Genomic DNA, 25,078 nt, shown 5'->3' on the forward strand with positions numbered 1-25,078 from the left:
GGGAGACGTTGTAAATGAGTAGGCTCTTCATCTTTTGTTGCAAATAGATTTCGTACTTTTGCTCAAATACGGCATGGAAAATGCATATAATACGTTGAAACCGTTTGAATTTGCCGTGATTAATCTAAAAGAAGAGAAAGACATATTTTAAAGCAGTTCTATACGTTTAGGTAAAAATCAGGTATTGCCTTTCTGGTAATGCTAACGTTAGTTTTATAATCATTGTACATGCAGCCGAAAATAAAGAAATGGGTTATTAGGCCTTTGCTCATTTTGCTGATCTCTATCTCAGTTTGTTTAGGGATTGGGTTTCTTATTCTAACTACCCAGCAGCAGCGCCTGGTAAATATGGCACTGCAACAGCTAAATAAAGAGTTTAAAGGCGAGCTAAGTGTTGAGAAGAGCAATATCTCGTTGTTTAAGAATTTTCCTTATATCTCCATCGGACTACATAATACAAGGTTCCTCCCGGACAAAACAGGAAAAGGAGCGCCGATCTATAAATTCGACCGCATTTATGTAGGCTTTAGTCTTCCCGATCTCTTTCAACAGAAATACAATATAAGAAGGCTTTTTATACAAGGTGGATATGTCAACCTCGTACAGGAGGCTGATGGAACTATAAACCTTTTATCTGCTAAGAATTTTCAATCAGATACTATTCAAACATCCTCAACGGACAGCTCAGCCTTCGGTACCATCGATCTTCAAAAAGCCATATTCAAAAATGTTAACATCTCTTATCTTGACAAAGCTTCAGGCAGAAAGCTAGGTACACATATAGATAAGCTTACGTCTTCATTTAAGATGGATAGCAGCCTGCTGACTCTTAGTATAAGTAGTAATATGGAGCTTGACGTTACTACCAATACCGATTCAGCTTTTTTTCGGCACAAGAAGTTTTGGCTTGATGCCCAGGCAGATTACAGATTGGAAGACAAATTATTTGAAATCAGAAAATGTAACTTTAAGCTGGAAGATGCAGCGTTTAAAGTAGCTGGCACGGCAGATCTTTCCGAACGAAAGAAGCTGGACTTGAAAATTAATGGTGAAAAGCAGGACTTCGACCTGGTTACAGCTTTTCTTCCCGATGATGTTAAAGAAACATTAAAGCCATTTCGATACGATGGTCGTATTTACTTTGATGCCACTATTAAAGGAAATATAGCAGAAGAACAACTTCCACTGATTGAGGTTTCTTTTGGATGTGAAGATGCATGGTTTCTAAACACTGATGCAAAAAAGAAGGTTGATAAACTCGGCTTTAAGGGATACTACACCAATGGAGCTGAACATTCTTTGCAGACATCAGAGTTGAGGATGATTAACATAACCGCCAGACCTGAAAAAGGAATCTTCAAGGGTAATTTTGTAGTAAGGGATTTTACTAAACCTCGTACACTAGTTCAGATAAAATCAGAATTGGAACTGAAGTTCTTAGGTGAATTCCTGGGTATACACGATCTCAAGCAGCTTAATGGAAAGATCAAACTAGATATGGATTTTAAGGAACTTAATGATATTAAGTTGCCGGAAGAATCATTGAATAAACTTAAAGAAGGTATACAAAGTAAGCTTATTGTTGAAGATCTGTCCTTTCATATTCCCGGGTATCCTCATCCCGTTGAAGATATGAATATAAGGGCAGAGATGAAAAATGGCAGAATTACACTTGATACAGCATCACTCCGTATTGGTAATTCAGACCTTACATTAAGTGGCAGCTTAAGTGATATCAAAGCTTTTTTGCGTCATCCGGAAAGAACCGTTACGCTTACTTTAAATGCCAGCAGCAAGCAATTGATATTGTCAGAGTTGCTTGTATATGATACTGCCCTTGCCGCGAAAGTTAAAGAAGAAGTAAGAGGATTTAACGTTGGTTTATCTCTCGAAACCTCTGTACAGCAATTACTTCATCCATCTCCCTTACCAAAAGGTAAATTTGAGATGAGGAATCTGCGAGCATCTTTTAAGCGTTACCCACATGTACTTGAAGATCTTGGGGCAACAGTACTGATTGAGGATACAACTTTAAGGCTAAGAAATTTTATCGGTAAGATTGATAGCTCAGATATTCAGTTTAGCGGTCGTGTAAATAATTACGCTTTGTGGTTTAGGGATGTAAAAAAAGGCAAGACGCAGATAGCTTTTGATTTCAAGTCGAACCGTTTTGCATTAAAGGATGTACTTGGCCCAATAAGCAGAAAATATATTCCAAGGGGCTACAGAAGAGAGGAAGCAAGCAACGTGTGGCTTCGGGCCAAGGTTGATTTGCGTTATGACACTGTTTTCCGATTTGCTAAAGCAAAGATTGCTAATGTGACTGCAGACCTGAAGAAGCATAACCTTAAGTTGAAAGACATAAGAGGAAATATTAAATATGGTGCACGTGTTCTGATTCTTGACACATTAAAAGGTTCCATTGGCCGAAGTGACTTTGACGTGAGCTTAAAGTATTTTACAGGGCTGGATAGGCAACAGAAGAAAAGGACCAACTCATTAGTGTTTCGCTCTAACTTTTTAGATGCTGATGAACTAAGCAGTTACGATCTTGCACCCGCCCAGCGGAGGAGCAGAAGAGATTCAGCTACCGCAGTTGCAAGTAAGGTAGATACATCCAAGCAACATGCTGAAGCTTTTAATATTTTTAAAATACCTTTTTCTGACTTTACCTGGGCCATTGATATCGGGAAGCTGAAGTATAACAGGCTTTGGCTAAAGGATGTTACCGCCAAAGCACGGATGCAGGAGGATCACCAAATATTTATTGACACTTTGAGTATGAAGGTAGCAGATGGGGCTGTAAGTATGAGAGGACATTTGAATGGTGATAATCCCGAGAGAATTTATTTCAGAAGCAGAATTAATATCGATCAGGTCGACTTGGAGAAGATGATGCTGAAACTTGATCACTTTGGTCAGGATGTTGTAATCAACAAAAACATCAAGGGGCGCTTAACCGGACAGATTAGGAGTTATGTGCAAATACATCCTGACTTTGTTCCTATTATGAACAACACAAAGGCAGAGCTAAACGTAAAGGTTTATAATGGTAGCCTTGTCGATTTTGCTCCTATGCAGGCAATGGCGGGTTATTTTAAAGACAAGAATCTTCGGCTCATAAGATTCGACACATTGCAGAACAGGCTTACGTTTTCAAACGGGGTCCTCGATATTCCAGCAATGAACATTAACTCTTCATTAGGATATATCCAGTTAAGCGGTAAGCAGTCGCTCGATATGAGCATGGAGTATTACGTGCGTGTACCTATGAAGATGGTAACAAAGGTTGGATTAAGTGCATTGTTTAACAGAAAGCACGAAGAGGTAGATATTCATCAGGTAGATGAAATAGAATACATTGATGCCGAAAAGAAGATAGCTTTTATGAACTTGAAAGTCACCGGCAAACCTGATGATTTCCAGGTCGGCCTGGGTAAAGACAAAGGACGTAAGCAGTAATTTTATTATGCTATTATACTTTAGAGGTATTGAACTGCAAATCTATTTTCTGACTGATAGAAAGACTAAAAATGGCGAACGCAGTAAAGAAGAAGAACCCGGTAAGCAAACTTGATTTATTGGTTGTTAATATTTCAAGTGAGTTTGTCATGCTTTGAATCTGTTTTAGCTGTTCTGTTATAATTCCTGAGAATCCGATATAAGACATGAATATGGCTATTACCATTACATCGGCCATTGACCATTTCCCTGTTTTAAATACCATAAACCGAACAATTTTACTTGTTCTTGCATGGTTATTATAGACAAATAGGACTGAAGCCATTTGTTTTAAAACAGGAAAAAGGACGCTGAAAATAAGAACGAGTACACCGACAATCAGCACATCTATTCGCGATTGAAGTAACATCAGTGATACAACCTCAAGAATGCTTTTGCTCTTATAATAGAGAACCTGGTCTTTAAATGAAATTGTTTCACCTAACAGAGTAAATGACATACTTGATATTCTCGCATCTATTTCAATCATGGGAAGTAGCAGTCCGGTAACCAATAGTAGAAGACTGATTAAGATTAATAGAACATATTGAGACTTTGAAAAAGCTTTTGATATAAATACCCATACTATAGCGGTAAGCGCAATAATAAGAATGCTAATCTTATAGGGCTTACTTCTCAAGTCTAGATCATCAATACGAGAAACAAGGCCAGTAATTGCTTCGTCGCGGGTAGTGTACTGATGTCTAGCAAGTATTGTATTAACAGTAGTGTAATCAATTTTATCAAAAGTGTTGTCAGCATATTCATTTAACTTTTCAATAATATAACCACGCACCGCCTTTCGGTTTTGTTTGTCGTTGAGGAACGCAATAATCTGATCAGTAAATTGTGGGACATCCTTTCTGATTGTGTTGAAGGCTCCGAAAAAGGAAGTAAAAGAACGTTCGAACATTCCTTTCAATGTCCTGGATTTTTCTTTATTGTATCTGGCCTCGAAGTCGTCAATTATCTTATAAAGAAATGAAGAAATCTTCTCCTTCATTTGTTTGCGATTCTCATTGGTGAAGTTGAGTTCGTCAACTTTCTTCGTAATAATTGTTGCCAGGATTTTCTTCCATTCATCAATATTAAAAAGGCCGTATTTTACTTTTGACAGTTCAATAAGGTCTTCCTTTAGTATCCTTCTCTCATTTTCGATTTGATAAATTGAGAACGAAAGGAAGGTTATTATAACAACAAGAACTATGAGTATAATCGTTTTAAAATGTTTCATTAAGGTCAATTTAGCTTTTCTACGCTTCGCGCAATAATAACTTACACTGAAAGTACTATCCGACTTTGACAACTACTTATTATTCTTAGCTCAGAACTGAATTGAAAACAGATATCAGGCAATTTTTAAAAAATATTACATCAGCCTGCTTTAAGCGACTATTCTCATCTCTAACCGGCTACACTTCAGTATCATTGCATTTTGTCTTGTCTGTGCACTTAATTTGTCGAAAATGACCCCGTACATACTAAAATCGTGGATATTGTTAATCTTCATTGCAATATCCTTTAATGCTATATCGCAAAAGAACAAGGAAAAGATTGCTTCTTTACGCAATTCTTTTAAAGATGATAAGGTTGTTGCTACCCTTATGCAGACAGCTTATACCTTTGCGATACAGCGTGATGAATTGGTCGTTAATGAAGAGGAGGAAATCAGCATGATTTCTTTGGAACCTAATATTTCTGGTAGTCGCGAAATTTACTACCACGACAACAAAGAGATTATTTCAGCAAAATTTGTTTCCGGCAACACCAGCACTTCTTCTAAAAGCTGTGGAAATTATGAGGTAGAGAGTGTTTTCTACTCGGATGCAAAAGTATGTACTTATCCTTTTAAATTCGCTTATGCCGGCGATGAAATTATCTTTAAGTCAACAACACGTTATAATGACCCACGCTATTTTACAAGAGTTCTATTTAATGATGAGCTTGGAGTTAAGCAACGCACCATCATATTTAATGTTCCCTTGGACGCCAATGTCGAGTTCGTGGAAAAGAATTTTAGTGGCTTCAATATAAAAAAAGCAACTTCGGAGTCGGGAAAGTATAAGGTTGTCACTTATACGGTAGAAGATCTTAAAACAAGCAAGAACGAAGAGAATTCATTAGGAATACTCTATTACTATCCACATATAGTAGTTGTAACAAATGATTTTGCCGGTAAAACCGGAAGAAAAAAGATAATAGGTTCTACGGATGACCTTTACAGGTGGTACGCAGGAATAGTAAAACAGGTCAACAATGACCCGGGCGCATTGAAAGCTGAAGTAACAAGACTAACGGCATCCGCTAAAACCGCAGAAGAAAAAATAAAAAACATCTACTATTGGGTACAGGATAACATAAAATACATTGCATTTGAAGACGGTATCTCGGGCTTCAGACCTGAAGCTGCACAAACAGTACTACACAATCGTTATGGCGATTGTAAGGGAATGGCTAATCTTACAAAGGAAATGCTAAAGGTAGCAGGGTTTGATGCGCGTTTAACATGGATAGGCACAAACCGTATTCCTTATACTTATGAGCTTCCTTCCCTTGCTGTAGATAATCATATGATTTGTACCGTAATCTTCGGTGAGAAACAATACATTTTAGATCCTACAGAAAAGTTTGTTGCACTGGGAAAACATGGCGAAAGAATTCAGGGGAAAGAAATGTTAATTGAAAATGGAGAACAATTTATTGTAAGGAAGGTACCAGTTGCAGATGCAGAGCAGAACCTCATCGTACGGAAGGAAGAACTTCAACTGGAAGGTGATGTATTGAAAGGCAAAGGCCATATTTCTATCGAAGGAGAGGCATTAAAGAATATTCTTTACATTTCCACCAACGTCCAGCAGGACAATAAAAAGAAGCTTTTTGATAATCTTGTTGTCTCTAACTTTTCTAACACAGATCAGGTAAGCGTAGTTAATACTCCAGAAGTGAATCGTGATAAAGCCCTTGAGTTAGAATATACGTACGGTTTAGGGAATAAAGTAACTTCATTTGATAAAGACATTTACGTAGAAATTGACTGGACGAAAAGCTTTAAAAATTTTACAATAGATGCGGATCGTATTTCCGATTATTACTTTAATAGAAAGATTAAGAACAGAACCATAAAAAATTTGAAAATCCCTGCGGGGTATAGAATAAGTCATCTTCCTGCAAGTATTAAAAAAGTGCACAATGATTTCGCTTTTCAACTCTCCTTTGAGCAAAAGGGAGGTGTTATCATCTACACAAATGAAATAACAGTAAAGCAAGGACTTATTAAGAAGAGCGACTTCGAAGCCTGGAATACTATCATTAAAGAACTTACGGAGTCCTACGACGATCAAATTGTACTAACCAAAATAAATTAAATCCTACTATAGTAATCTTATGTTAAAAAGATCCATCAGCATTATTGCAATTATTGTTATTGCATTTAATGCATTCATTACTAATGCTGCAGACAGAGCGGAGGAGTTAAGAAAGGAAATGTGGAAGACTTCTGATAAAGACTTTCATGTTAAAGAAGTTCCGCAAAAGTGGCTTAACAAGTCTGCAGTAATTATTGCGAAGTTACATCGCTTTGAATATAGAAAGCTTCCCGTGCTATCGATTCTACAGGATAAACAATATAATCACTTTAGAATTATGCTTCTTGATAAAAATGCTGTCAATAAGTATTCCGAGCTCTCATATCCTGCGAGTGGCGGGTCTACATATGTATACACCGGTTTTAAAGTAATAAAGCCAAGTGGCAAGGAGATTATTGTAGATGAAAAAAGCGCCGTAAAGATGGAAAGAAAAGGGGGGGATGGTAAAGTAGCATATTATAAGATTGCAGTTCCGAACCTGGAGCCGGGTGATATCATCGACTACTATATCTGTCAGGAAAGTGAACAGAAAGTGTATTCCCCTGTATATTTCTTTGATCCATTTATTTATAACCTTCCTCAGGAATACCCCTTGATGAAGCAAAAGCTGCAATTTAAAATACAACGCAAGTGTTATATAAACCTTCGTTCAGTTAACGGAGCTCCTGAATTAAAAATGGTAGACGATAAGGAGAACGACGAGCAATATTACTCTTTAGAGGATGGTGACAGAGAGGGGATTGCAGACATAAAATGGCTTTATCCAAACCGTGATGTGCCTACCATTAAATTTCGAGCGTCTTTTGCTATGGGGTCGGAAAGGCATAGAGAAAACACTTTCTTAGGCGAGCAGGGTAAAGTAAAGAATAAAGCGGGATCTGAGGAAATTGTGGATTTTGTAAACGTTGTGCCTTATGAATATCCAACTAAATCTGTATCGAAATATGTAAAGAAGAATTTTAAACGAGTTAAAGATCCATTTATAGTAAGCACCGAAGCATACAACTATTTAAGAAATGATATGCTTGATGTTTCCCAAGTGAGATTGCTTAATGACGACGATGAATTTGAATACTCTAAGAGGGAATTTCTTAGCATGTTTACATCGTTCTTAAAGAACAAGAAAATTCCACATGATATCGTGATTTGTGTACGGCGAGATATTTCGTCGCTTGATGATGTTGTTTTGGAAAATGAATTAGACTATTTAGTGAGAGTAAAAAAGGGAAATGATTTTCTTTACTTTGCTAATCCCGATATTTTTCGAACAGCGGGTAGTATACCATCATTATACCAAGGTACAGATGCGTATGTGATAGATGGTCTTCTGTCATCAAGTAAAAGAGTGGCCAAAAGAATCACTCTTCCTTCAACCGTAGCTGATGACAATAGCGTTAAAACTACCTTAACCTTAAAAACTACAGACATGACCAACGTGATCATGGCTGTCAATACCGTTTTTAAAGGCGTTAGTAAGCTTAATGCACAACCTCAGTTTCTTGATATTTTTGATGCAATTGAAGAAGATAAGTCTAGGAAATATCCAGAAGTAGATATTAAGACTGTCGTATATACAAACAAAGAATATAAAAAATATCAGGCAGCCGGAGAATCTTACCTAAAAGACAAAGAGAAGAATAGATTGGAGTCGTTGAAGAAATCACTTGAACGCGAATATGGATTCTCTATTAAAGACCTGTCTAATCTGAAGATATTACAGACTGGTAGATATGAGGATAAACCTGAATTGATTACTTCCTTTGATTTTTCAACAGATCAACTTATTAAAAAAACAGGACCGAATTATATTATAGACATAGGTAAGCTTATTGAACAGCAGACCAAGATTGAGGCGGAAGAAAATCAGCGAGCTTTTGGAGTATACTTCGATTATCCACGTAGCTTTCGTTATCAAATAGTCTTTGAGGTTCCTGCCGGGTACCAGGTTCAAGGATTGGAGAAGCTGAACCAAAAGGTTGAAAACAGTACAGGAGGATTTGTTAGTACTGTTAAAGAAGAAGGTGGCAAAGTTATTATCGAAACATATAAGCATTACGAGAAATATATCGTTTCAAAAGATCAGTGGCCATCTATAGTATCTTTTTTAAATGCCGCCAATGACTTTACTGAGCAAAAGATTTTGCTTAAGAAAAAGACGGATAGCCTTGGTAAGGTTAATTAGGATTTTCGTATTCGAAAATTTAAGCCTGGCATTAAGCCAGGCTTTTTCTTTTTGACAAATAGTTGCACTAAGGTGTCGAATCGCTGGTTAATGATTTTTTAGATCTCTTAAGTCCTTTTTGAGCGAGGTTTACAATTATTTTTAGGGTTCCCACGACTATTTAAAGGTATTTAACCGGATTGTAGCTTCAGAACGAACCTACTGGCGCTTTCAATTGTTTATTAACCGCCGTTCTTATTACTTGTAACCGAATGAAGATATTATTACACTACTTAAAGAACTATAAAGCACTTATTGCAATAGCTTTATTTCTTGCTGCTACCAACCAAATTTTCTCGCTTCTTGATCCGCATATTACAGGAAAGATTGTTGATAATTTTATTGAAAAGAAAGATACGTTAGCGCGTTCAGAGTTTATTAAAGGCATCCTATATCTTGTAGGTTTGGCAATTGGGGCGGCTATGGTATCAAGAATTGCTAAAAACCTTCAGGATTATTTCACCAGTATCATCGTTCAGAAGTTGGGGGCAAAGATGTATGCAGATGGACTTAGGCATTCGCTGGAATTACCGTACCAAACCTTTGAGGACCAAAGAAGCGGAGAGACGTTGGGTATACTTCAGAAGGTAAGGACAGATTCCGAAAAGTTTATAACCTCCTTTATAAGTATTTTATTTTCTTCGCTTGTGGCAATGCTCTTTGTAATGGTTTACTCCCTGACCGTTAGCTACAAAGTTACATTGGTATATTTTGCGTCTGTTCCAATTATTGCCCTTACTAGCTGGTTACTCAGCCGTAAAATCAAGGTTGTCCAAAAGAGCATCGTTAAAGAGACAACATCATTGGCAGGCTCAACAACGGAGTCGTTACGTAATATAGAACTGGTAAAGAGTTTAGGATTAGCAAACCAGGAGATTGAGCGCCTAAATAACACCACCTATAAAATTCTTGATCTTGAGCTCAAGAAAGTGAAATATGTGAGAGGTATGAGCTTCCTGCAAGGTACTACCGTTAATTTTATTCGTAGTGTAATGGTTGTTATTTTGCTGGTACTCATTTTCGATAATGAGATATCAGCTGGTAAATACTTTACCTTCCTCTTCTACTCGTTCTTTTTATTTGGCCCTTTGCAGGAACTAGGAAATGTTATAATAGCATACCGGGAAGCTGAGGTTTCACTTCTGAACTTCCATCGCATACTTAACATGCCCAAAGAAGTTAAACCAAAGAATCCAGTCGAAGTTGGGAGAATTACTTCACTTAGCTTTAATAATGTAAGCTTTAAACACTTGTCGGCGAGCAGCAATGCCTTAAATAAAATATCCTTTGCTACGAATAACGGACAAACAATAGCTTTTGTTGGCCCTTCGGGGTCGGGAAAGACTACATTAGTAAAACTTCTGGTGGGTCTCTATCCTCCGAAAGAGGGGTCCATTCTTTATAATAACATTCGTAGTGAAAATATTAATTTGAACGAACTTCGGGAAAAGATTGGTTTTGTAACACAAGATACTCAACTCTTTTCGGGAACAATTCGTGAAAACCTGCTATTTGTGAGGCCAGATGCTACGGACGAAGATTGTCTTAGAGTATTGCAGAAAGCAGCTTGTCAATCGCTCTTAGCACGTGCTGAAAAAGGTCTGGATACTGTAATTGGCGAGGGAGGCGTAAAAGTTTCTGGTGGAGAGAAACAAAGGCTCTCAATTGCCAGAGCACTTTTGCGACAACCGGATATCCTTGTGTTTGATGAAGCTACCTCTTCACTTGATTCAATTACTGAAGAAGAAATAACGGATACAATCCGCGAAGTTTCAGTGCTTAAAGATCATATTACAATTCTCATTGCTCACCGCTTGTCTACCATCATGCATGCAGACAAAATTTACGTGCTCGAGAAGGGTGATATTATAGAGTCAGGGAAACATGACGAATTACTACAGGAGAAAGGCTTATACTATGCAATGTGGCGTCAGCAGATAGGAGAGAAGGTCGGCTCAGAAGTTTAAACATATATTCATCTTTAACAGGTTTTAGCGGTGTCTTAACCGTAAGATAATATCAATTTATTGGTGTAGGGATATCATCGAAATTTGTCAATTATCCTTGCTTCCTGAACCTCCATCAATTACTTTAGAAATGTGGAGCCCATCCTGCCTTTAACTATGGCAGGGTGGGCTTCTATGTTTTGACCTTTAAATATTACTAAATACTATGACAGGTTTTGAGATTCTCGATTTAGTCATCGGCATGATCTTCATATACTTTCTTTTGAGTTTACTCTGTGTTTCCATTCTTGAAGCTTATGCACGGTTTTTACGACTTCGAAGTAACAACTTAAAAAAGTGGTTGACCGATACTTTTAACGATAAAAAAAGTAATACCGCACTTGGCGAAAGAATCTGGTGCAACGTTATGGTTGATGGCCTAACGCAAGATAGAAGGGGCGCTTCCTATCTGTCAAGAAATACTTTTGTTCATGCATTGTTAGACGAAATTCATTATGGCAATGAAAGCGTAGCAAAAGAAGATCAGGAATATGCTGAGGTAACAGAGCCTTATGATTTTTACACGTTAAAATCTTCCATACTACAATCAAAGCTTCTTTCGACTTCAATGAAGCGGATGCTGTTACAGTTTCATCATGAGTCCTTTTCAAACATAGATAGTTTTAAGCTTAAAATAGCTACATGGTTTGACGAGGCCATGGAGAGAAATTCAGGAACGTATAAATCAAGGGCACAAAATTATGCTTTGGTCATTTCTTTTGTGATCACCATACTTTTAAATGTCGATTCTCTTAAGCTGTTCAGTTACTTCTATGTGAACAAGGATGTCGCAACCAAACTTGCTAATGCGGCACAACACGTTGTGCAGGATACTGCACTTATACAGCGCATTGCAATCCTTAAAAATGATTCTACCAGAAATGCAGCACTCAATGAACCGCTACTCAATAGTATTAGTCACGATGTTAAGATTCTTCTTGAGCAACAAGAAACGCTAACTGAACTTAATGTTCCGATTGGATGGAACTTAACAGCAGCTGAGTTGGCTAAAATTAAAAAAGAAGCTGGCTCTTGGTTCTTGTTGAAACTGCTTGGATGGGTTGTGACGGCCATAGCAGTCTCATTGGGTGCTCCCTTTTGGTTTGATACTCTTAATAAGTTGGTAAATATTCGGTCAGCCGGAAAAAAACCGCAGGATATTCCAGTGAATGAAGTTAAAAGTACGCCTTCAGCTTCAGAAAAGGCACTCGCATGATGAAGGTCAAAGTTATTGCTAAACTTAATAAGCGCTTGTGGCCATCTACAAGTAATGTTCCCTTGCCGGAGCCTTTAATTCCTGGTGACATTGTTGAAATTGATAAGATTGTTGAGGGTGAGTATATACATCCCTCAAATAATAAGTGGTATAAGGCTATCAACGGCTTCTATTTTTGGAGTGGTGGTGCCAACCAGGAAGTTGATACTATTGCTCCACCTGTAACCGTAGCTGAAAGTGAAGAAGTACAAGTTGCTCAAACTGACCTTCCTGCATTATTGAAGCTAAACAAGCCAGTGTCGTTTGGAGGGAAGGATGTCAAGATATTAATTCTTGACTCTGGGATATCCAAGCATAATGCATTAATGAGTAAAGTAGATTTTACGAAATCGAAGTCTTTTGTAAGAGGGGAATCCGGGGTGATAGATGATCATGGGCATGGGACAATGATTGCAGGAATCATGGCAGGTAACGATGAAGTGATAAAAGGCATTTCAACTGAATCAACAATTGTTAGTTATAGGGTTGCGCCTGGTGGCGCTGTAAATTCAAATGCTCTCTTTTTAGCAATGCAAAATTTGATTGCCAGTGAATTGTCGAATATAGATGTCATCAATATGAGTCTTGATATTAACCCTGTCATGTTTGCTTCAACTCAGGACTTTGTTAACAAGTCCCTTGCCCAAGGAGTTATAACAGTAGTTGCATCAGGTGAAGACATGCAAAGAAATGAAATTGATAAATTGGCTAACGTAATTAAAGTTTCTACCTGTGGCCCTACTGCTTTTAAGCGATTCCATGAAGGAAAGGACAAGCGTGAGTCACTTATCTTTCTACAGCACAATATCACTTCATCTTCCCTTAATAATAGTTATAGTTCTATTGGCAATGATAGTGCATATACAGCTATTGTTACAGGAATAATTGCATCAATTATTGCAGAGAAGAAGTTGTTGAAAAACCAGCAGCGATTTGCTGTTGTAAAACAGATTTTAAAAGAAATTTCATTTTCAATCACAAACGAAAGCACTCCTAACCCTTTCAAACCATATAGTGTATGAATAAGATAGTATACTTTTTCTTCCTGATATTTTTATCACTTACTCTTAACGCCCAGAGTATTTATTATGACGCATTAAAGATTCGCGAAAAGAATTGGGCAGAAATATTATTAGTTCCAGGTGCAAATGGAAAAATTGAAATACAGCTCAAACGGAATGAAATCAATGAGCAGCTGGAAATATTCAGAAACTACATACCTCAAGAAGGTATAAACGAAACAAATATTGTAGATACCTTACGAAAGCACTTTAATAATAATCCATTTATTTCTTTCTCCTCCGAGGTTCAAGATAATAAATTTAATGTGGCTAGGTTAGGGAAAATTGGTGATATCACTAATGCTATTGGAGGTATTGATGTTACCAATTACGCTGATGCCCTTGCGCAATTTATGGTTGAGCGCGCGAGAGAAGAATTAAATGTAGCTTTTTTTCAGAAGTTTAAAGATTATTTGAAAGATAATCCGGAAATGGCAACACTGTTTCCTGAAACGTTCGGCTATATATCTACAATCCTCGCGCATGAGTATACACAGTTGATAAATGGCCTTCGCGATTCCTTTCACCAGGATCTTCAAAACCTAATCTATAATATTGACGATGTATTCCTTCTTGATAAATACGAGCAAGTAGTAAATGATTTTCCGGAAATACTTGTTGTAATCCGTTCAATTCAAATTATAGCTGATCTTGAAGATGCGCAGCACCCGGCAGATGTTATAAGAGAATTCAGGGACATGAAAGAATGGAAGAGTGTTAAAAGGGGAGAGGTGTTGAACCTGCATAATCTCATTAAAACTACAAGTCTTATCAGTGATGCACTTCGATATGATTCTACAGCCAAAGGATTGATTAGGTTTGCCGAAGATGACTCTGTTTACCAGCAAGGGCATTCGTTAATTGCGTTGAGAGATGGAAGAAAAAAGGTTTTGAAAACGTGGAGTGGCGAGCGGAATTGGATAAGCGCCCATCACGTTGAGTTACTTATTAAGGATGAGCTTGCTTTAAGACTTTTTCTCGGACTTGTTTATCAGAAGGCTGTCATGGAAGATATCAGGTTTGTTGTAGGAGACAAGGTAGTTCTTTTAAGTACATTAATGAAAAATAGTGAAGCGAGTATCTTCTTATTTCAAAACTATTTTCTCGAATTCTCTCGTATAGCGCAGCAGACAGAAGAGAAGCTGACTGAGCTGAAAGAAAAGAAGAGGAAACATGAAGATATCAGTCCGGACGAATACTTTGAATACGTAAATGCGGGTATTAGCGTAATCGAGTACGGATTTAAGGTAGCAACATTAATCGATAAAAATTATGATGGTTCCGGTTACGTAGCCATTATGCGTAGTGGTAATAATCTTTATCGGAACGTATTAGAGAAAAACTATTCGTCAGCAGTAACAAATGCGCTCAAGGTAATAGAGTTGGTAAGTGAGTCTATCATTAAAGATGTATCCTTTAACGTTGAGAGGAGTACGGCATTGAAAGCGCAACTCGTTTCATTGGATACAAATAGTGAGCGAGACAAAAAGAAGAAAGACAGTCTGCGAAACGAAACAATTCGCAATTATAAATCCTTCGTAAAGCTTAACAAGCTTTCAAAAGGAGCCATAAAGTATGGTGTATTTATGGCTAACGTAGTAGACGCAAAATCATCCGAAGAGATAAAAGAAGCGATCAGCAATGCCGCACTACCAGTCGGCAGCTCTTCCTATAAGAAATATCAGCAATTTACGTTGAGCGTCAACTCTTATCTCGGCGCGCATTTCAGGCTTAATCGCGAGGATAATCCTGATAAGACGTGGGAGCAAAACGTAGGATTGATTGCGCCTGTGGGAGTAGCGCTAAATTATGGCTTAGGTCGGGGAGGATCTGTCAGTTTGTTTGCTCCTTTATTGGATGTCGGCGCCATTGCAGAATTTAGATTGAGTGATACGGGCACGCAGCTTACAGAATCCATTAAGTTAGGTAATATACTTTCTCCTGGTGGTTACGTCGTATACGGATTACCTGCAAATATTCCTATTGGTATTGGAATAGGCACACAATATGGACCTGGCTTATTCGAAGTTAATTCACAAGGCCCGGGACAAACTGTTAATAGTTATGAAAATCCCTCATGGCGATGGAATGCTTTTGTTGCAGTTGATATTCCATTATTTAATTTAACAAGGGGAAAGAAAATAGGAGCAAGGTAGAAGGGATAATGGGACAATTTGAGTGAGATGAATACTGATTTTTTTAAGCAAATCAAAATATTAACAGTATGGTTAAAATAGGTGTCTAAAAATCACTCATCTGTAACATGAGATCACATCACCATAGCTTTACGAAATAAAAAAGTTGCAGTTTTTAACCCTGCAACTTTTTTATTAAAATCTGAAATTACACTTTCTATTTTATTGAGCATCGGTGACACTCTCAAGTGCGTTTTCTTCAGCTCCTTGGTTTTCACCTGTGCCATCTTTAGACCCTGAAGCGGGCTTCACCTTTTTTGTAGTCTTATCTACGATTTTTTCAAGTGCACCAATAGCTTCTTGTACTGGCTTTAATTTAAGTAATAATTCTGCCTCTTCTTCTTTTAGCTTTCTCAGTGCATCGATAACCGGATTCTCTTTTGCTATACTTTCCTTAGCCATAATTTATTTTTGTTTTATTGTTTAAATCACACTCACTTAAATATAAAACGCTTTGTCCACCCTCTATGGAAAACGGGTCGCTAAAATACGATCAAAATTGATAAGTATGTGTTGAAAAGTATTATTTTAGATTGAAATAAGCCCCAATTAACTTAGTTGTTTTTTTCTCTTATTCATACATTACGTTACTATTGCAAGCTGCGAATCAAAAACTAAGAGTTTCACAAATTCGACCTTTTAGATCTTTCTTCAGAAGTAGGAGCGCTTATCTTAAAATTTCCGGAAAAGCTAGCAATAGAATTAATCGCGAAAGCTTACTTGTGGACCGAGTAATGCCGACCGCGTAAATTATTAAACATTAAATAAAAAGTTCAAGCGTGTAATGGCTTGAAACTGAAATTCTGGAAATATAAAAAGGCTTAAAGTATGAGTAATGTTTGCTATTGCAAACATTACTTCGACGGCACCAATGACCATTAAGCTTTTACCACCAAACCGTTCATTGTCTTCTCCTGGTTTAAATAATAATTGAATTTGTCTTTCGCATTAAGTAAAGAAAATAAATTCGTCAAAGCATACATCTACTGTATTGAGCAGCCTTCTCCTAATTGAGCAGCTTCTCCTATACCTCCCCTTTGTCCCACTTTGCGGAATAGGATATGTCAAAATTTAGTGCTACATTTACATAACAATTGCGGAAATCTTAATTCACTGCTCAGAATCGGTTAGTAGCGTAGAATGGTAGTCTCTTAATCTCTCCTCAGTTAACCGGCATCATACCTTTTTTCTTTTAACCCCAGACAAGCAAAGGTTTTCTTGCCAAAACGAACTGTGAAAATCACAGCTTTGGCTTATTTAATTTAATTTTTTTAATGTCATTTAAACATTTCGATCTTTCAGATGCTGTTCTAAAAGCAGTTGAAGAAAAAGGATATAACAATCCTACACCCATCCAGCAACAGTCCATACCCCAGATACTAGCAGGAGTTGATGTACTCGCCTCAGCACAAACAGGTACAGGAAAAACTGCGGCCTTTTGCATTCCGATTTTGCAGAAGTTAAGTCTTAGTAAAGACAACAGGCATGTAAGGGCGCTTATTTTGGTGCCAACACGTGAACTTGCTATACAAGTATGTGATAATCTTAAGGATTATGGAAAATACCTTTCATTAAAAAGTACTGTCATATTCGGTGGAGTTTCTCAATTTAATCAGGAGAGGGAACTTCGTAAAGGTGTAGATATTGTTGTTGCTACCCCGGGACGTCTGCTGGACTTGCTGGATCAGAATATTATTAATCTGAAACACCTTGAGATACTTGTGCTTGACGAAGCTGATCGTATGCTCGATATGGGATTTATCCATAATATCAAAAAGCTTATTAAAGTAATTCCAGCAACGCGACAAAACGTATTCTTCTCAGCAACAGTGCCCGAAGAAGTACAAGACCTCGTTTCAACAATGTTGAAAAAGCCTGTGCGAATTTCTATTAATAACGTCGCGCTTAAGCCTAAAATCCGGCAGTCAGTGTATTATGTTCAACGGGAAAGTAAAAGGGAATTATTAAAGCACGTAATCTCTGAACATGAAATGCAAAACGTCATTGTTTTTGCAAGAACTAAATACGGCGCGGATAAAATTGCGAAGGACTTGAACAAGTCCGGAATTTCAGCAGAAGCATTTCATGGTGATAAGTCGCAGAATGCAAGACAAAAGGCACTTTCTAACTTCAAACGTAATGCAACACGTGTATTAGTAGCAACAGATATTGCAGCGCGTGGTATTGATATTGCTGATTTGCCTTTTGTTATCAATTATGAGTTGCCCGAATCGGCAGATACATACACTCACCGCATAGGTAGAACAGGAAGGGCAGGGCAAACAGGTGTAGCTTTATCTTTTTGTGATCAGGAAGAGCGCGGGCAATTGAAAAATATTAATCGTATTTCAACTGCTAACTTAACCGTTGTTGAACATCCCTTCAATTAATTTTGTTTAGATATAATGAGTGAATTAAAAACGACGATAAGATTTGCCAACAGCAGACGTGATTTCGTGACAACCCTTAACAAGAGGGTTAACGATTACTTTAAAATTAATAACATTGCCAAGCATGCGAATAGCGAAATGATTATAAAGAGCATTTTTATGTTCTTACTGTATTTTATTCCATATACCTTAATCGTTACTAACGTAGTAACAGGAACGTTAGGTCTCGTGCTTATGGTGCTGATCATGGGTCTGGGCCTTGCGGGTGTTGGATTATCAGTTATGCATGATGCTAACCATGGAGCATATTCAAAAAAGAATTGGGTGAATGATTTGATTGGTTATTCGTTGAATCTTATAGGTGCCAACGCCTTCAATTGGAAAATACAACATAATGTACTACATCATTCTTATACTAACGTACATGAAGAAGATGAAGACATCAGCCCACGAGGTGTGCTGCGGTTAACGCCACATTCTGATTGGAAAAAAATGCATAAATATCAATTTGTATATGCTTGGTTTTTATACGGCCTCATGACCATTGTATGGTTATTCTTCAAAGATTTCACAAGGTTATACAGGTATCAAAAAAGCGGGATGGTAGAAGCTCATAAAGGCAACGCAACAAGAGAGTGGCTCATCCTGTTTTCGACGAAACTCTTTTACGTCGGGTATATATTTGTAGTACCATTATTAACAACATCACTATTGTGGTGGCAGATCATACTGGGTGTTATCGTTATGCATTACATAGCTGGTTTTATCCTTGCAATTATCTTCCAGCCAGCACATGTTATTGAAGGAACTGAATTTCCATTACCTGATGAAAATAAGACACTTCAAAACAATTGGGCAGTACACCAGTTGCTAACTACTACCAATTTCGGAAATAATAGCAGATGGTTCTCATGGTATGTGGGTGGTTTAAACTTTCAGATAGAACATCACTTATTTCCAAATATTTGCCACGTTCACTACCGGAAGATTTCAGGAATTGTAAAAGCAACTGCACAGGAATTTGGGCTACCCTATAAGACGTCCCGCACGTTTTTGGCTGCATTGGCCGGACACGCAAGATTACTGAAGCAGTTGGGAGCTCGGCCGTCACTGATTCCGGTGCATTCCCAACAAAAGCATTCGTAAAACAACAAAGCTGGTTCACTATGTAATTGAATGATCATGGCACAACGAATAATAGACAGGAGTTATGTAGGGGAAGTGCTTCAACACATCTATACGAGTGAGCTTAATATTAAGGTAACATTGTTCTCGGAAAAGGGTTATTTCTATATTGCAAATGAAGATCACAAATTGCCGTTGCATGGCACGACAATTGAAGAGGCAGTAACAGATCTTGCCTTTCGCATTGCAAAAGAATTTCCTTCCTCTGGTTTTGCACACTGGTGGAGTTTAAATTTTCAAGCGCAGGACTTTAATAAAAAAAGAAACAATTAGAACCATATTAATGGTAAATTACATCAATCAACCTTACAAAATCGTTACGTCTAAGCAAAAGAGGTATGAAGCACATTACAAAATACCCGCTGGTAATGTAGTGGTTATACCAGTCAGAGAATTGGGTGAAGAAGTGTTATGTGATATTCGCTGGGAAGATAGTAACGGTGAATTACAGGTAATACATCACGCAATGTTTATTAAAGGAAACCTTACACCGCTCAATGCCATGCTTGATATCAAACTTTTTGATATTTGGAGTGCTCATTATAAATCATTAGTTATTCAAGAAGACACAGCCCAAATCTGATTATAAAGCAGCCTTAATAAATTATCTAGCAATAATTCAGGTACAAAGTAAATTTTTAAGGCCAATTCATAGAACACACATCAATTATTTTAATACTTTTATCAAATGAACATTTATGTAGCCAACATCTCGTTTAAATCAACAGAACAAGATTTAAGAGAACTATTTGAACAACATGGCGAAGTTTCGTCAGTTAAGATCATTACAGACAGAGACACACAACGTAGTCGTGGTTTTGGTTTTGTTGAAATGCCTGATAGCGAATCAGCTAAGCAAGCAATAAACGAGTTGAATGGATTCAATTTCCAAGGCAAGGAGTTAATGGTTAATGAAGCTAGACCTAAGACTGATTCACCAGGCGGTGGTTACGGAAACCGTAGTGGTGGTGGTTATGGAAACCGCAGCGGCGGAGGTTCTGGAAACCGCGGTGGCGGTGGATTTAAGAAGTGGTAATCTTATATACTGATAAAATGGAAGCGGAGCTAAATAAGCTCCGCTTTTTTATTTAATTCTTCAAATGATTACTCGTAGGCGGAATTCTGACCGAGGTTTTTGTTTAGCTCCCGCTCACCCTGAGGTATAGGAAATATAAATCGATCTTGCGAGGGGGTTTCCATCATCTCCGTTAGTGCAAGGCCAGTGCGTGTATAGTCATACCAGGCTTCGCCCTCAAACATTAGTTCAAGGCGCTTCTCGCGTTGCACTGCATTGATAAAAGAATTAAGATCATAGGTAGTTTCATCTGGTGTTGTCAACCCTGCACGATCTCTTATCTTCTTGTAGTATAAGTAGGGCTCGCCAAGTTGGCTCATATTTACCCGGGCAAGAGCCTCTGCATAAATCAGGAAAATTTCTGATAATCGTATTACTGGTACGTTCTGCGTAGCTGGATTGTAATTTCTAAATTTACCAATATACTTTATATCATTCTCCGTATTGATTGTAAAGTCTCTGCGTTGATCATTCGGTTCAAACATGTTATAAACCTTGTCAGATGCAAAAAATAATGCAGCACCTGTTGGATTACTTACGCTGGCAAGTGTGTTGGTACCCTGTTCATCGAACTGAAGTTCAAAAATAGATTCACTGCTATTTTCATTAAGCCATATAGAACCATAATCATCAACAGGTAAATAGCCACCATTCTCAATTACATCTTTGGCATAAAAAATTGCCATATTATCGTTACCTGCATACAAATATACTTTAGCAAGTAAAGCTTTTGCTGCATATTGGGTTGCCCTGCCTTTATTTATACTCTCTGATCCGTTGTAACTACGAGGCAGGTTAACCGCATCTCTCAGGTCTTCGATAATATTTTCATATACCACATGTGCTTGCGTGCGGGATACATTGAAGTTGGATGAAGATGTTGTTGGTAAAGTAATGAGTGGTACATCTCCCCAGCTTCTTACCATGTTAAAGTAAGTCAGCGCTCTTAGAAACTTAGCTTCCCGAATCAATTGTGCCTGAAATTCTTCTGCCGTAAAATTATTCATGAGAGGAACCTGCTCGATAACATTGTTGGCTGCATTAATGATACTGTAGGACTGAGCCCAGATGTTCGCTACCCATGGATTATCAATTCTGATCTCATTGCTTTGAAAGTTTACGTACTCGGGGTAGCTCATGGCGTGCCTTACATGCCCGGCGGCAAACTCAGGAACAATTATCATTGACTGACCATAATAAAAGGGTGACTCCATCAGGCGGTAGATGCCAAGCACTGCAGCCTCTGCGCTGTTCTGATTATCAAAATACTCTTCAGAAGCGATTTGATCGATAGGTGTTTTATCAAGGAAATCATCGCAAGATGAAAGTGTAATCACAAAAACGAGAATAAGAAATATATGTTGACGCATAATGTATGTTCAGGTTAAAGCATTAAAAGGTAAGTGTAATACCACTTGTAAACATTCTGGGTTGCGGATAGCTTCCGTAATCGTAACCATAAGTCAATCCGGCGTTAGCACCTCCATGCGAGGAGCTTACTTCAGGATCATAACCACGATATTTTGTAAAAACATAAGCGTTCTGTACAGTAGCGTAGAGGCGAAGACTATTAATATTCAATCGATTGGTAATCTTCGTTGGTAAGGTATAGCCTAAGGTAATATTGCGTAAGCGGAAGAAAGATCCATCTTCTACAAATCGGCTTGATACTGTGCCATTATCAAAATTAGAAGGTGTAGGGCGAGGAACATCCGTGACATCTCCAGGCTCTCTCCATCGTCTGTTCCAATCCGTTAATCCATTATTGCTGTCACTGCTTCCGGAAAGTACAGTAAAGAGGTTGTAATTGAATACATCATTACCATAAGTAAACTGTCCCATAATGCTAAGGTCAAACCCTTTGTAGAAGAACGTATTGGTAATGCCACCAAAGAATTTTGGATTAGGGTTCCCAATAATTCGTTTGTCTTCACCACGTGAAGGAGGGCCAACGGTACCGTCATTTCTCGCGTAGTCGATCATGCCTGTTTCCGGATTTACGCCAATCATTTTCCATCCATAGAATGAGCCAATGGGCACGCCTTCACGGGCGATATTCAAATTGCCGACACCACCATAAATATCACCTTCGGGTAACTCCAGGATTTTATTCCTGTTAAAGGTCATGTTAAGCGAGGTATTCCAGCTAAATTCTCCGACAATGTTTTTTGTAGTCAGTTCAAATTCAAAACCTTTATTTTCGATTTCGCCTACGTTACTAACCAACGACTGAAAACCAGATGTTTTTGGGATCTGAATTCCGATTAAAAGGTCAGATGTTTTCTTATAGTAATAATCGGCAAGTAGAGAAATTCGGTCATTAAACAAACCAACGTCAATTCCAATATCGAGCTGCGAGGTTTTCTCCCAGCCCAAGTTTCTATCGCCTAGTGCACTTGGAACAAAGCCTGCAGTATTCAGGTAGTTGTTTCCGGAAGAATACAATGAGTAGCTGGCATAGTTAAGTATGTTTTGATTACCTGTAATGCCCCAGCTGGTACGTAGCTTTAAGTTGTTGATCTTTGATACTGGTTTTAAAAAAGACTCTTCTGATATGCGCCAGGCCGCCGCAACCGAAGGGAACATGCCATACTTGTTATCAACGCCAAATCTTGAAGAACCATCTACTCTGAAGTTAGCCGTTAAGAGATACCGGTTTTTAAAGCCATAGTTAACACGAGAGAAGTAAGATAAAATAGCCCACTCCTGTATCGTGGCTGCCGCACCGGATAAGGTACCCCCTGCTGATACAATAGGTATATCGTTACTTGCGAAGTTTGATCTTCTCGCATCAACAAAAGAGTACTTTGATTCCTGGAAAGAAATGCCACCAAGTACATTGATTTTGTGTTGTGCAAGCTGCTTATCGAAGGTAAGTGTATTTTCATTGACCCATAACTGATCTTTTGTACTGCGATTAGCACCAATGCCCCTTGAGCTGGCAAATGACTTGATATAATCAGGAGGCATAAAGAATGTTTCATCAATATAGCTCATGTCAACGCCCCAATTGGTTTTGAAACTTAGGGCAGGTGTTATCTTATATTCAACAAAAGCATTAGTCAGTACCCTGAAGGTTTCCGCTGTATTTACAGGCAGGGTAAGCATAGCTACAGGATTTTCACGTGCGGTGTTTATGGCATCGAAAGCAAATGTTCCGTCTGCGTTATAAACAGGCACGTTGGGTGGTGTAACAATACCATTTTTGGTTGAGCCTTCTTTGGAGTTTTCTTCTTGTACACGGTCATTAACTGCTCTTGTTAAATTAACATTCATGCTGAACTTAAGCTTATCATTGAACTGATGGTCAACGTTAAGTCGCGCACTTAATCTACTAAAGGCAGAATTGAGAATAATACCTTGCTGATTATAGTATCCGATGGAAGAGTAGTATTGAGTTTTGTCGGAGCCACCAGAAGCAGATAATTCATAATTCTGAATAGGAGCAGTGCGGAAAATCTCATTCTGCCAGTCAGTATTTACATCGGTACGAAGAATACTTTCAGGCACGGGAGTTCCTTTGTAGCTGTAATAGTCCTGCATGTACGAAATATAGTCCGCTGTATTCATCAACTTATATTTGCGTTCACTCGGCATCTGCGAAAAGCCAGTATAGGCATTCAGGCTTATGGTATTAGAGTTTCTGCTTCCGCGTTTGGTAGTAATAAGAATAACACCATTGGCAGCGCGTGCTCCATAGATGGATGAAGAGGCGGCGTCTTTCAAAACTTCTACGCTCTCAATATCAGTAGGGTTAATGGACGAAAGAATGTTTATGCCTTGTGTACCGCCACCAAAGTTAAAGTCACTACCACCCACAAAGTTGGTACTGCTATTCACGGGGATTCCATCAACAACATACAAAGGATCAGAACCTGCATTGATTGAGCTTGTACCACGAATGCGGATACTTACACCACCACCTGGCGAACCAGATTTCTGTGTTACCTGAACACCACCTGCTTTTCCCTGAATTGCTTGTGTTATGCTTGGCAGCGGATCTTTTTCTATCATGTTACTACCAATGGTTGAAACAGCGCTGGTTAAGCTTGCGCGATCCATTGTTCCATATCCAACCACAACAACTTCGTTAAGTACTTCACTTTCCGCGCTAAGCGATACATTAACTGAAGTTCGGCCGTTAATGGATATTTCTTTCGTCTGCATTCCCACAAAGGAAAATATGAGTACCGCATTGCCAGGTGCCATTATACTAAACGCACCATTGATATCAGTTACCGATCCTATAGAAGTGTTTTTGAGGAGAACATTCACTCCTGGTATAGGCTCAAGGTTGTCAGCTGAGGTTACTATCCCCGTTACTTTAACCTGAGAAGATGGTTCTCGTGGCGGTGTTTTGATTGTATTACCCTGAGTATGCTGAACAGCGCCAACAACTGTGTCTACAACAACTGCGGACGAGGAGTCCTGTATCTGAAGCGCGTTCCCCTTTAGCCCGTGCAGTAAAAAAAGCCATAATAGATAAACGTAAAGATTAATTTTCATGCTACTGGTTTAAAGTCATTTCTATGACAGCGGCTGTTGGCAAGGGCTATGCCGGTAAGCCAGTAGATCGCATTTTTAATTATAGGTGGTTGCCGAAAACGGTTTTTAGCCGCTTTTACAGGGACTTACGGAATTGGCTGTAAGATGTACGAACTAGTTTAAATTGTCGGTTTAATGGAAATTGTCGGCAGTTTGTAGCAATATGCTACAGCTGCTTAGACTTAGTCTTTAATAACTTCGAAAAAGTAAGGATTGGGAACTACTGGGTGCAGAGAAGGTATCGTGTAGCATTAGTAGAGGTTCTGCCATTCTTCTGTC

At 38.3% G+C, this 25,078-nt stretch carries 16 protein-coding genes; 12 read left to right on the top strand and 4 right to left on the bottom strand.

Annotation, left to right across the window (positions count from 1 at the left end):
* Positions 1 to 228 precede the first annotated feature (228 nt).
* On the top strand, positions 229 to 3,462 hold the full coding sequence (locus tag KK060_RS15580; protein WP_254154686.1) for an AsmA-like C-terminal region-containing protein: 3,234 nt from the start codon (positions 229 to 231) through the stop codon (positions 3,460 to 3,462).
* A gap of 13 nt (positions 3,463 to 3,475) precedes the next feature.
* Here KK060_RS15580 and KK060_RS15585 read toward each other — a convergent pair whose 3' ends face one another.
* Positions 3,476 to 4,735, bottom strand: a complete 1,260-nt coding sequence (locus tag KK060_RS15585) for a paraquat-inducible protein A (protein WP_254154687.1) — start codon at positions 4,733 to 4,735, stop codon at positions 3,476 to 3,478.
* 232 nt (positions 4,736 to 4,967) lie between these two features.
* Between KK060_RS15585 and KK060_RS15590 the strand changes: the two genes are divergently transcribed.
* From KK060_RS15590 to KK060_RS15615, 6 genes are all read left to right on the top strand, one after another.
* The gene (locus KK060_RS15590; protein WP_254154688.1) at positions 4,968 to 6,866 is read left to right on the top strand and encodes a transglutaminase-like domain-containing protein; all 1,899 of its coding nucleotides are present in this window, start codon (positions 4,968 to 4,970) and stop codon (positions 6,864 to 6,866) included.
* A gap of 19 nt (positions 6,867 to 6,885) precedes the next feature.
* Positions 6,886 to 9,048: a DUF3858 domain-containing protein gene (locus tag KK060_RS15595; protein ID WP_254154689.1), complete on the top strand. Its 2,163-nt coding sequence runs from the start codon at positions 6,886 to 6,888 to the stop codon at positions 9,046 to 9,048.
* Between the two features lie 251 nt (positions 9,049 to 9,299).
* Positions 9,300 to 11,054 carry an ABC transporter ATP-binding protein gene (locus KK060_RS15600; RefSeq protein ID WP_254154690.1) on the top strand — a complete coding sequence of 585 codons (1,755 nt, stop codon included), beginning with the start codon at positions 9,300 to 9,302 and terminating at the stop codon, positions 11,052 to 11,054.
* A gap of 205 nt (positions 11,055 to 11,259) precedes the next feature.
* A complete protein-coding gene (locus KK060_RS15605; protein WP_254154691.1) occupies positions 11,260 to 12,309 on the top strand; it encodes a hypothetical protein in 1,050 nt (349 codons plus the stop codon).
* Positions 12,306 to 13,370: a S8 family peptidase gene (locus KK060_RS15610; RefSeq protein WP_254154692.1), complete on the top strand. Its 1,065-nt coding sequence runs from the start codon at positions 12,306 to 12,308 to the stop codon at positions 13,368 to 13,370. Before KK060_RS15605 ends, KK060_RS15610 begins: the two co-directional genes overlap by 4 nt.
* Positions 13,367 to 15,565, top strand: a complete 2,199-nt coding sequence (locus KK060_RS15615) for a hypothetical protein (RefSeq protein ID WP_254154693.1) — start codon at positions 13,367 to 13,369, stop codon at positions 15,563 to 15,565. Before KK060_RS15610 ends, KK060_RS15615 begins: the two co-directional genes overlap by 4 nt.
* A gap of 201 nt (positions 15,566 to 15,766) precedes the next feature.
* Here the strand turns inward: KK060_RS15615 and KK060_RS15620 are convergent, their stop codons facing one another.
* Positions 15,767 to 16,006: a hypothetical protein gene (locus KK060_RS15620; protein ID WP_254154694.1), complete on the bottom strand. Its 240-nt coding sequence runs from the start codon at positions 16,004 to 16,006 to the stop codon at positions 15,767 to 15,769.
* An 872-nt stretch (positions 16,007 to 16,878) separates the two neighbouring features.
* Here KK060_RS15620 and KK060_RS15625 point away from each other — a divergent pair.
* The 5 genes from KK060_RS15625 to rbp all read left to right on the top strand — a co-directional run bounded on the left by KK060_RS15625 (position 16,879) and on the right by rbp (position 20,215).
* Positions 16,879 to 17,994, top strand: a complete 1,116-nt coding sequence (locus tag KK060_RS15625; RefSeq protein WP_254154695.1) for a DEAD/DEAH box helicase — start codon at positions 16,879 to 16,881, stop codon at positions 17,992 to 17,994.
* A 15-nt stretch (positions 17,995 to 18,009) separates the two neighbouring features.
* A complete protein-coding gene (locus tag KK060_RS15630; protein ID WP_254154696.1) occupies positions 18,010 to 19,140 on the top strand; it encodes a fatty acid desaturase family protein in 1,131 nt (376 codons plus the stop codon).
* Between the two features lie 36 nt (positions 19,141 to 19,176).
* Positions 19,177 to 19,452 carry a hypothetical protein gene (locus KK060_RS15635; protein ID WP_254154697.1) on the top strand — a complete coding sequence of 92 codons (276 nt, stop codon included), beginning with the start codon at positions 19,177 to 19,179 and terminating at the stop codon, positions 19,450 to 19,452.
* A gap of 10 nt (positions 19,453 to 19,462) precedes the next feature.
* On the top strand, positions 19,463 to 19,762 hold the full coding sequence (locus KK060_RS15640) for a hypothetical protein (protein WP_254154698.1): 300 nt from the start codon (positions 19,463 to 19,465) through the stop codon (positions 19,760 to 19,762).
* Positions 19,763 to 19,867: 105 nt separating this feature from the next.
* Positions 19,868 to 20,215: an RNA-binding regulator gene (rbp, locus tag KK060_RS15645; protein ID WP_254154699.1), complete on the top strand. Its 348-nt coding sequence runs from the start codon at positions 19,868 to 19,870 to the stop codon at positions 20,213 to 20,215.
* A 68-nt stretch (positions 20,216 to 20,283) separates the two neighbouring features.
* Here rbp and KK060_RS15650 read toward each other — a convergent pair whose 3' ends face one another.
* Complete coding sequence (locus tag KK060_RS15650) at positions 20,284 to 21,624, bottom strand: RagB/SusD family nutrient uptake outer membrane protein (RefSeq protein WP_254154700.1); 1,341 nt, start codon at positions 21,622 to 21,624, stop codon at positions 20,284 to 20,286.
* 22 nt (positions 21,625 to 21,646) lie between these two features.
* Positions 21,647 to 24,760: a SusC/RagA family TonB-linked outer membrane protein gene (locus KK060_RS15655; protein WP_254154701.1), complete on the bottom strand. Its 3,114-nt coding sequence runs from the start codon at positions 24,758 to 24,760 to the stop codon at positions 21,647 to 21,649.
* Positions 24,761 to 25,078: the final 318 nt, after the last annotated feature.

Origin of the sequence: Chryseosolibacter indicum (assembly GCF_018598585.1) — a bacterium.
GTDB classification, from domain to species: domain Bacteria; phylum Bacteroidota; class Bacteroidia; order Cytophagales; family Cyclobacteriaceae; genus Chryseosolibacter; species Chryseosolibacter indicus.

Excerpts from the sequence above, each read along its gene's own strand:
- KK060_RS15580 (WP_254154686.1), top strand. The coding sequence starts at position 229 with ATGCAGCCGAAAATAAAGAAATGGGTTATTAGGCCTTTGCTCATTTTG.
- KK060_RS15585 (WP_254154687.1), bottom strand. The coding sequence starts at position 4,735 with ATGAAACATTTTAAAACGATTATACTCATAGTTCTTGTTGTTATAATA.
- KK060_RS15590 (WP_254154688.1), top strand. The coding sequence starts at position 4,968 with ATGACCCCGTACATACTAAAATCGTGGATATTGTTAATCTTCATTGCA.
- KK060_RS15595 (WP_254154689.1), top strand. The coding sequence starts at position 6,886 with ATGTTAAAAAGATCCATCAGCATTATTGCAATTATTGTTATTGCATTT.
- KK060_RS15600 (WP_254154690.1), top strand. The coding sequence starts at position 9,300 with ATGAAGATATTATTACACTACTTAAAGAACTATAAAGCACTTATTGCA.
- KK060_RS15605 (WP_254154691.1), top strand. The coding sequence starts at position 11,260 with ATGACAGGTTTTGAGATTCTCGATTTAGTCATCGGCATGATCTTCATA.
- KK060_RS15610 (WP_254154692.1), top strand. The coding sequence starts at position 12,306 with ATGATGAAGGTCAAAGTTATTGCTAAACTTAATAAGCGCTTGTGGCCA.
- KK060_RS15615 (WP_254154693.1), top strand. The coding sequence starts at position 13,367 with ATGAATAAGATAGTATACTTTTTCTTCCTGATATTTTTATCACTTACT.
- KK060_RS15620 (WP_254154694.1), bottom strand. The coding sequence starts at position 16,006 with ATGGCTAAGGAAAGTATAGCAAAAGAGAATCCGGTTATCGATGCACTG.
- KK060_RS15625 (WP_254154695.1), top strand. The coding sequence starts at position 16,879 with ATGTCATTTAAACATTTCGATCTTTCAGATGCTGTTCTAAAAGCAGTT.
- KK060_RS15630 (WP_254154696.1), top strand. The coding sequence starts at position 18,010 with ATGAGTGAATTAAAAACGACGATAAGATTTGCCAACAGCAGACGTGAT.
- KK060_RS15635 (WP_254154697.1), top strand. The coding sequence starts at position 19,177 with ATGGCACAACGAATAATAGACAGGAGTTATGTAGGGGAAGTGCTTCAA.
- KK060_RS15640 (WP_254154698.1), top strand. The coding sequence starts at position 19,463 with ATGGTAAATTACATCAATCAACCTTACAAAATCGTTACGTCTAAGCAA.
- rbp (WP_254154699.1), top strand. The coding sequence starts at position 19,868 with ATGAACATTTATGTAGCCAACATCTCGTTTAAATCAACAGAACAAGAT.
- KK060_RS15650 (WP_254154700.1), bottom strand. The coding sequence starts at position 21,624 with ATGCGTCAACATATATTTCTTATTCTCGTTTTTGTGATTACACTTTCA.
- KK060_RS15655 (WP_254154701.1), bottom strand. The coding sequence starts at position 24,760 with ATGAAAATTAATCTTTACGTTTATCTATTATGGCTTTTTTTACTGCAC.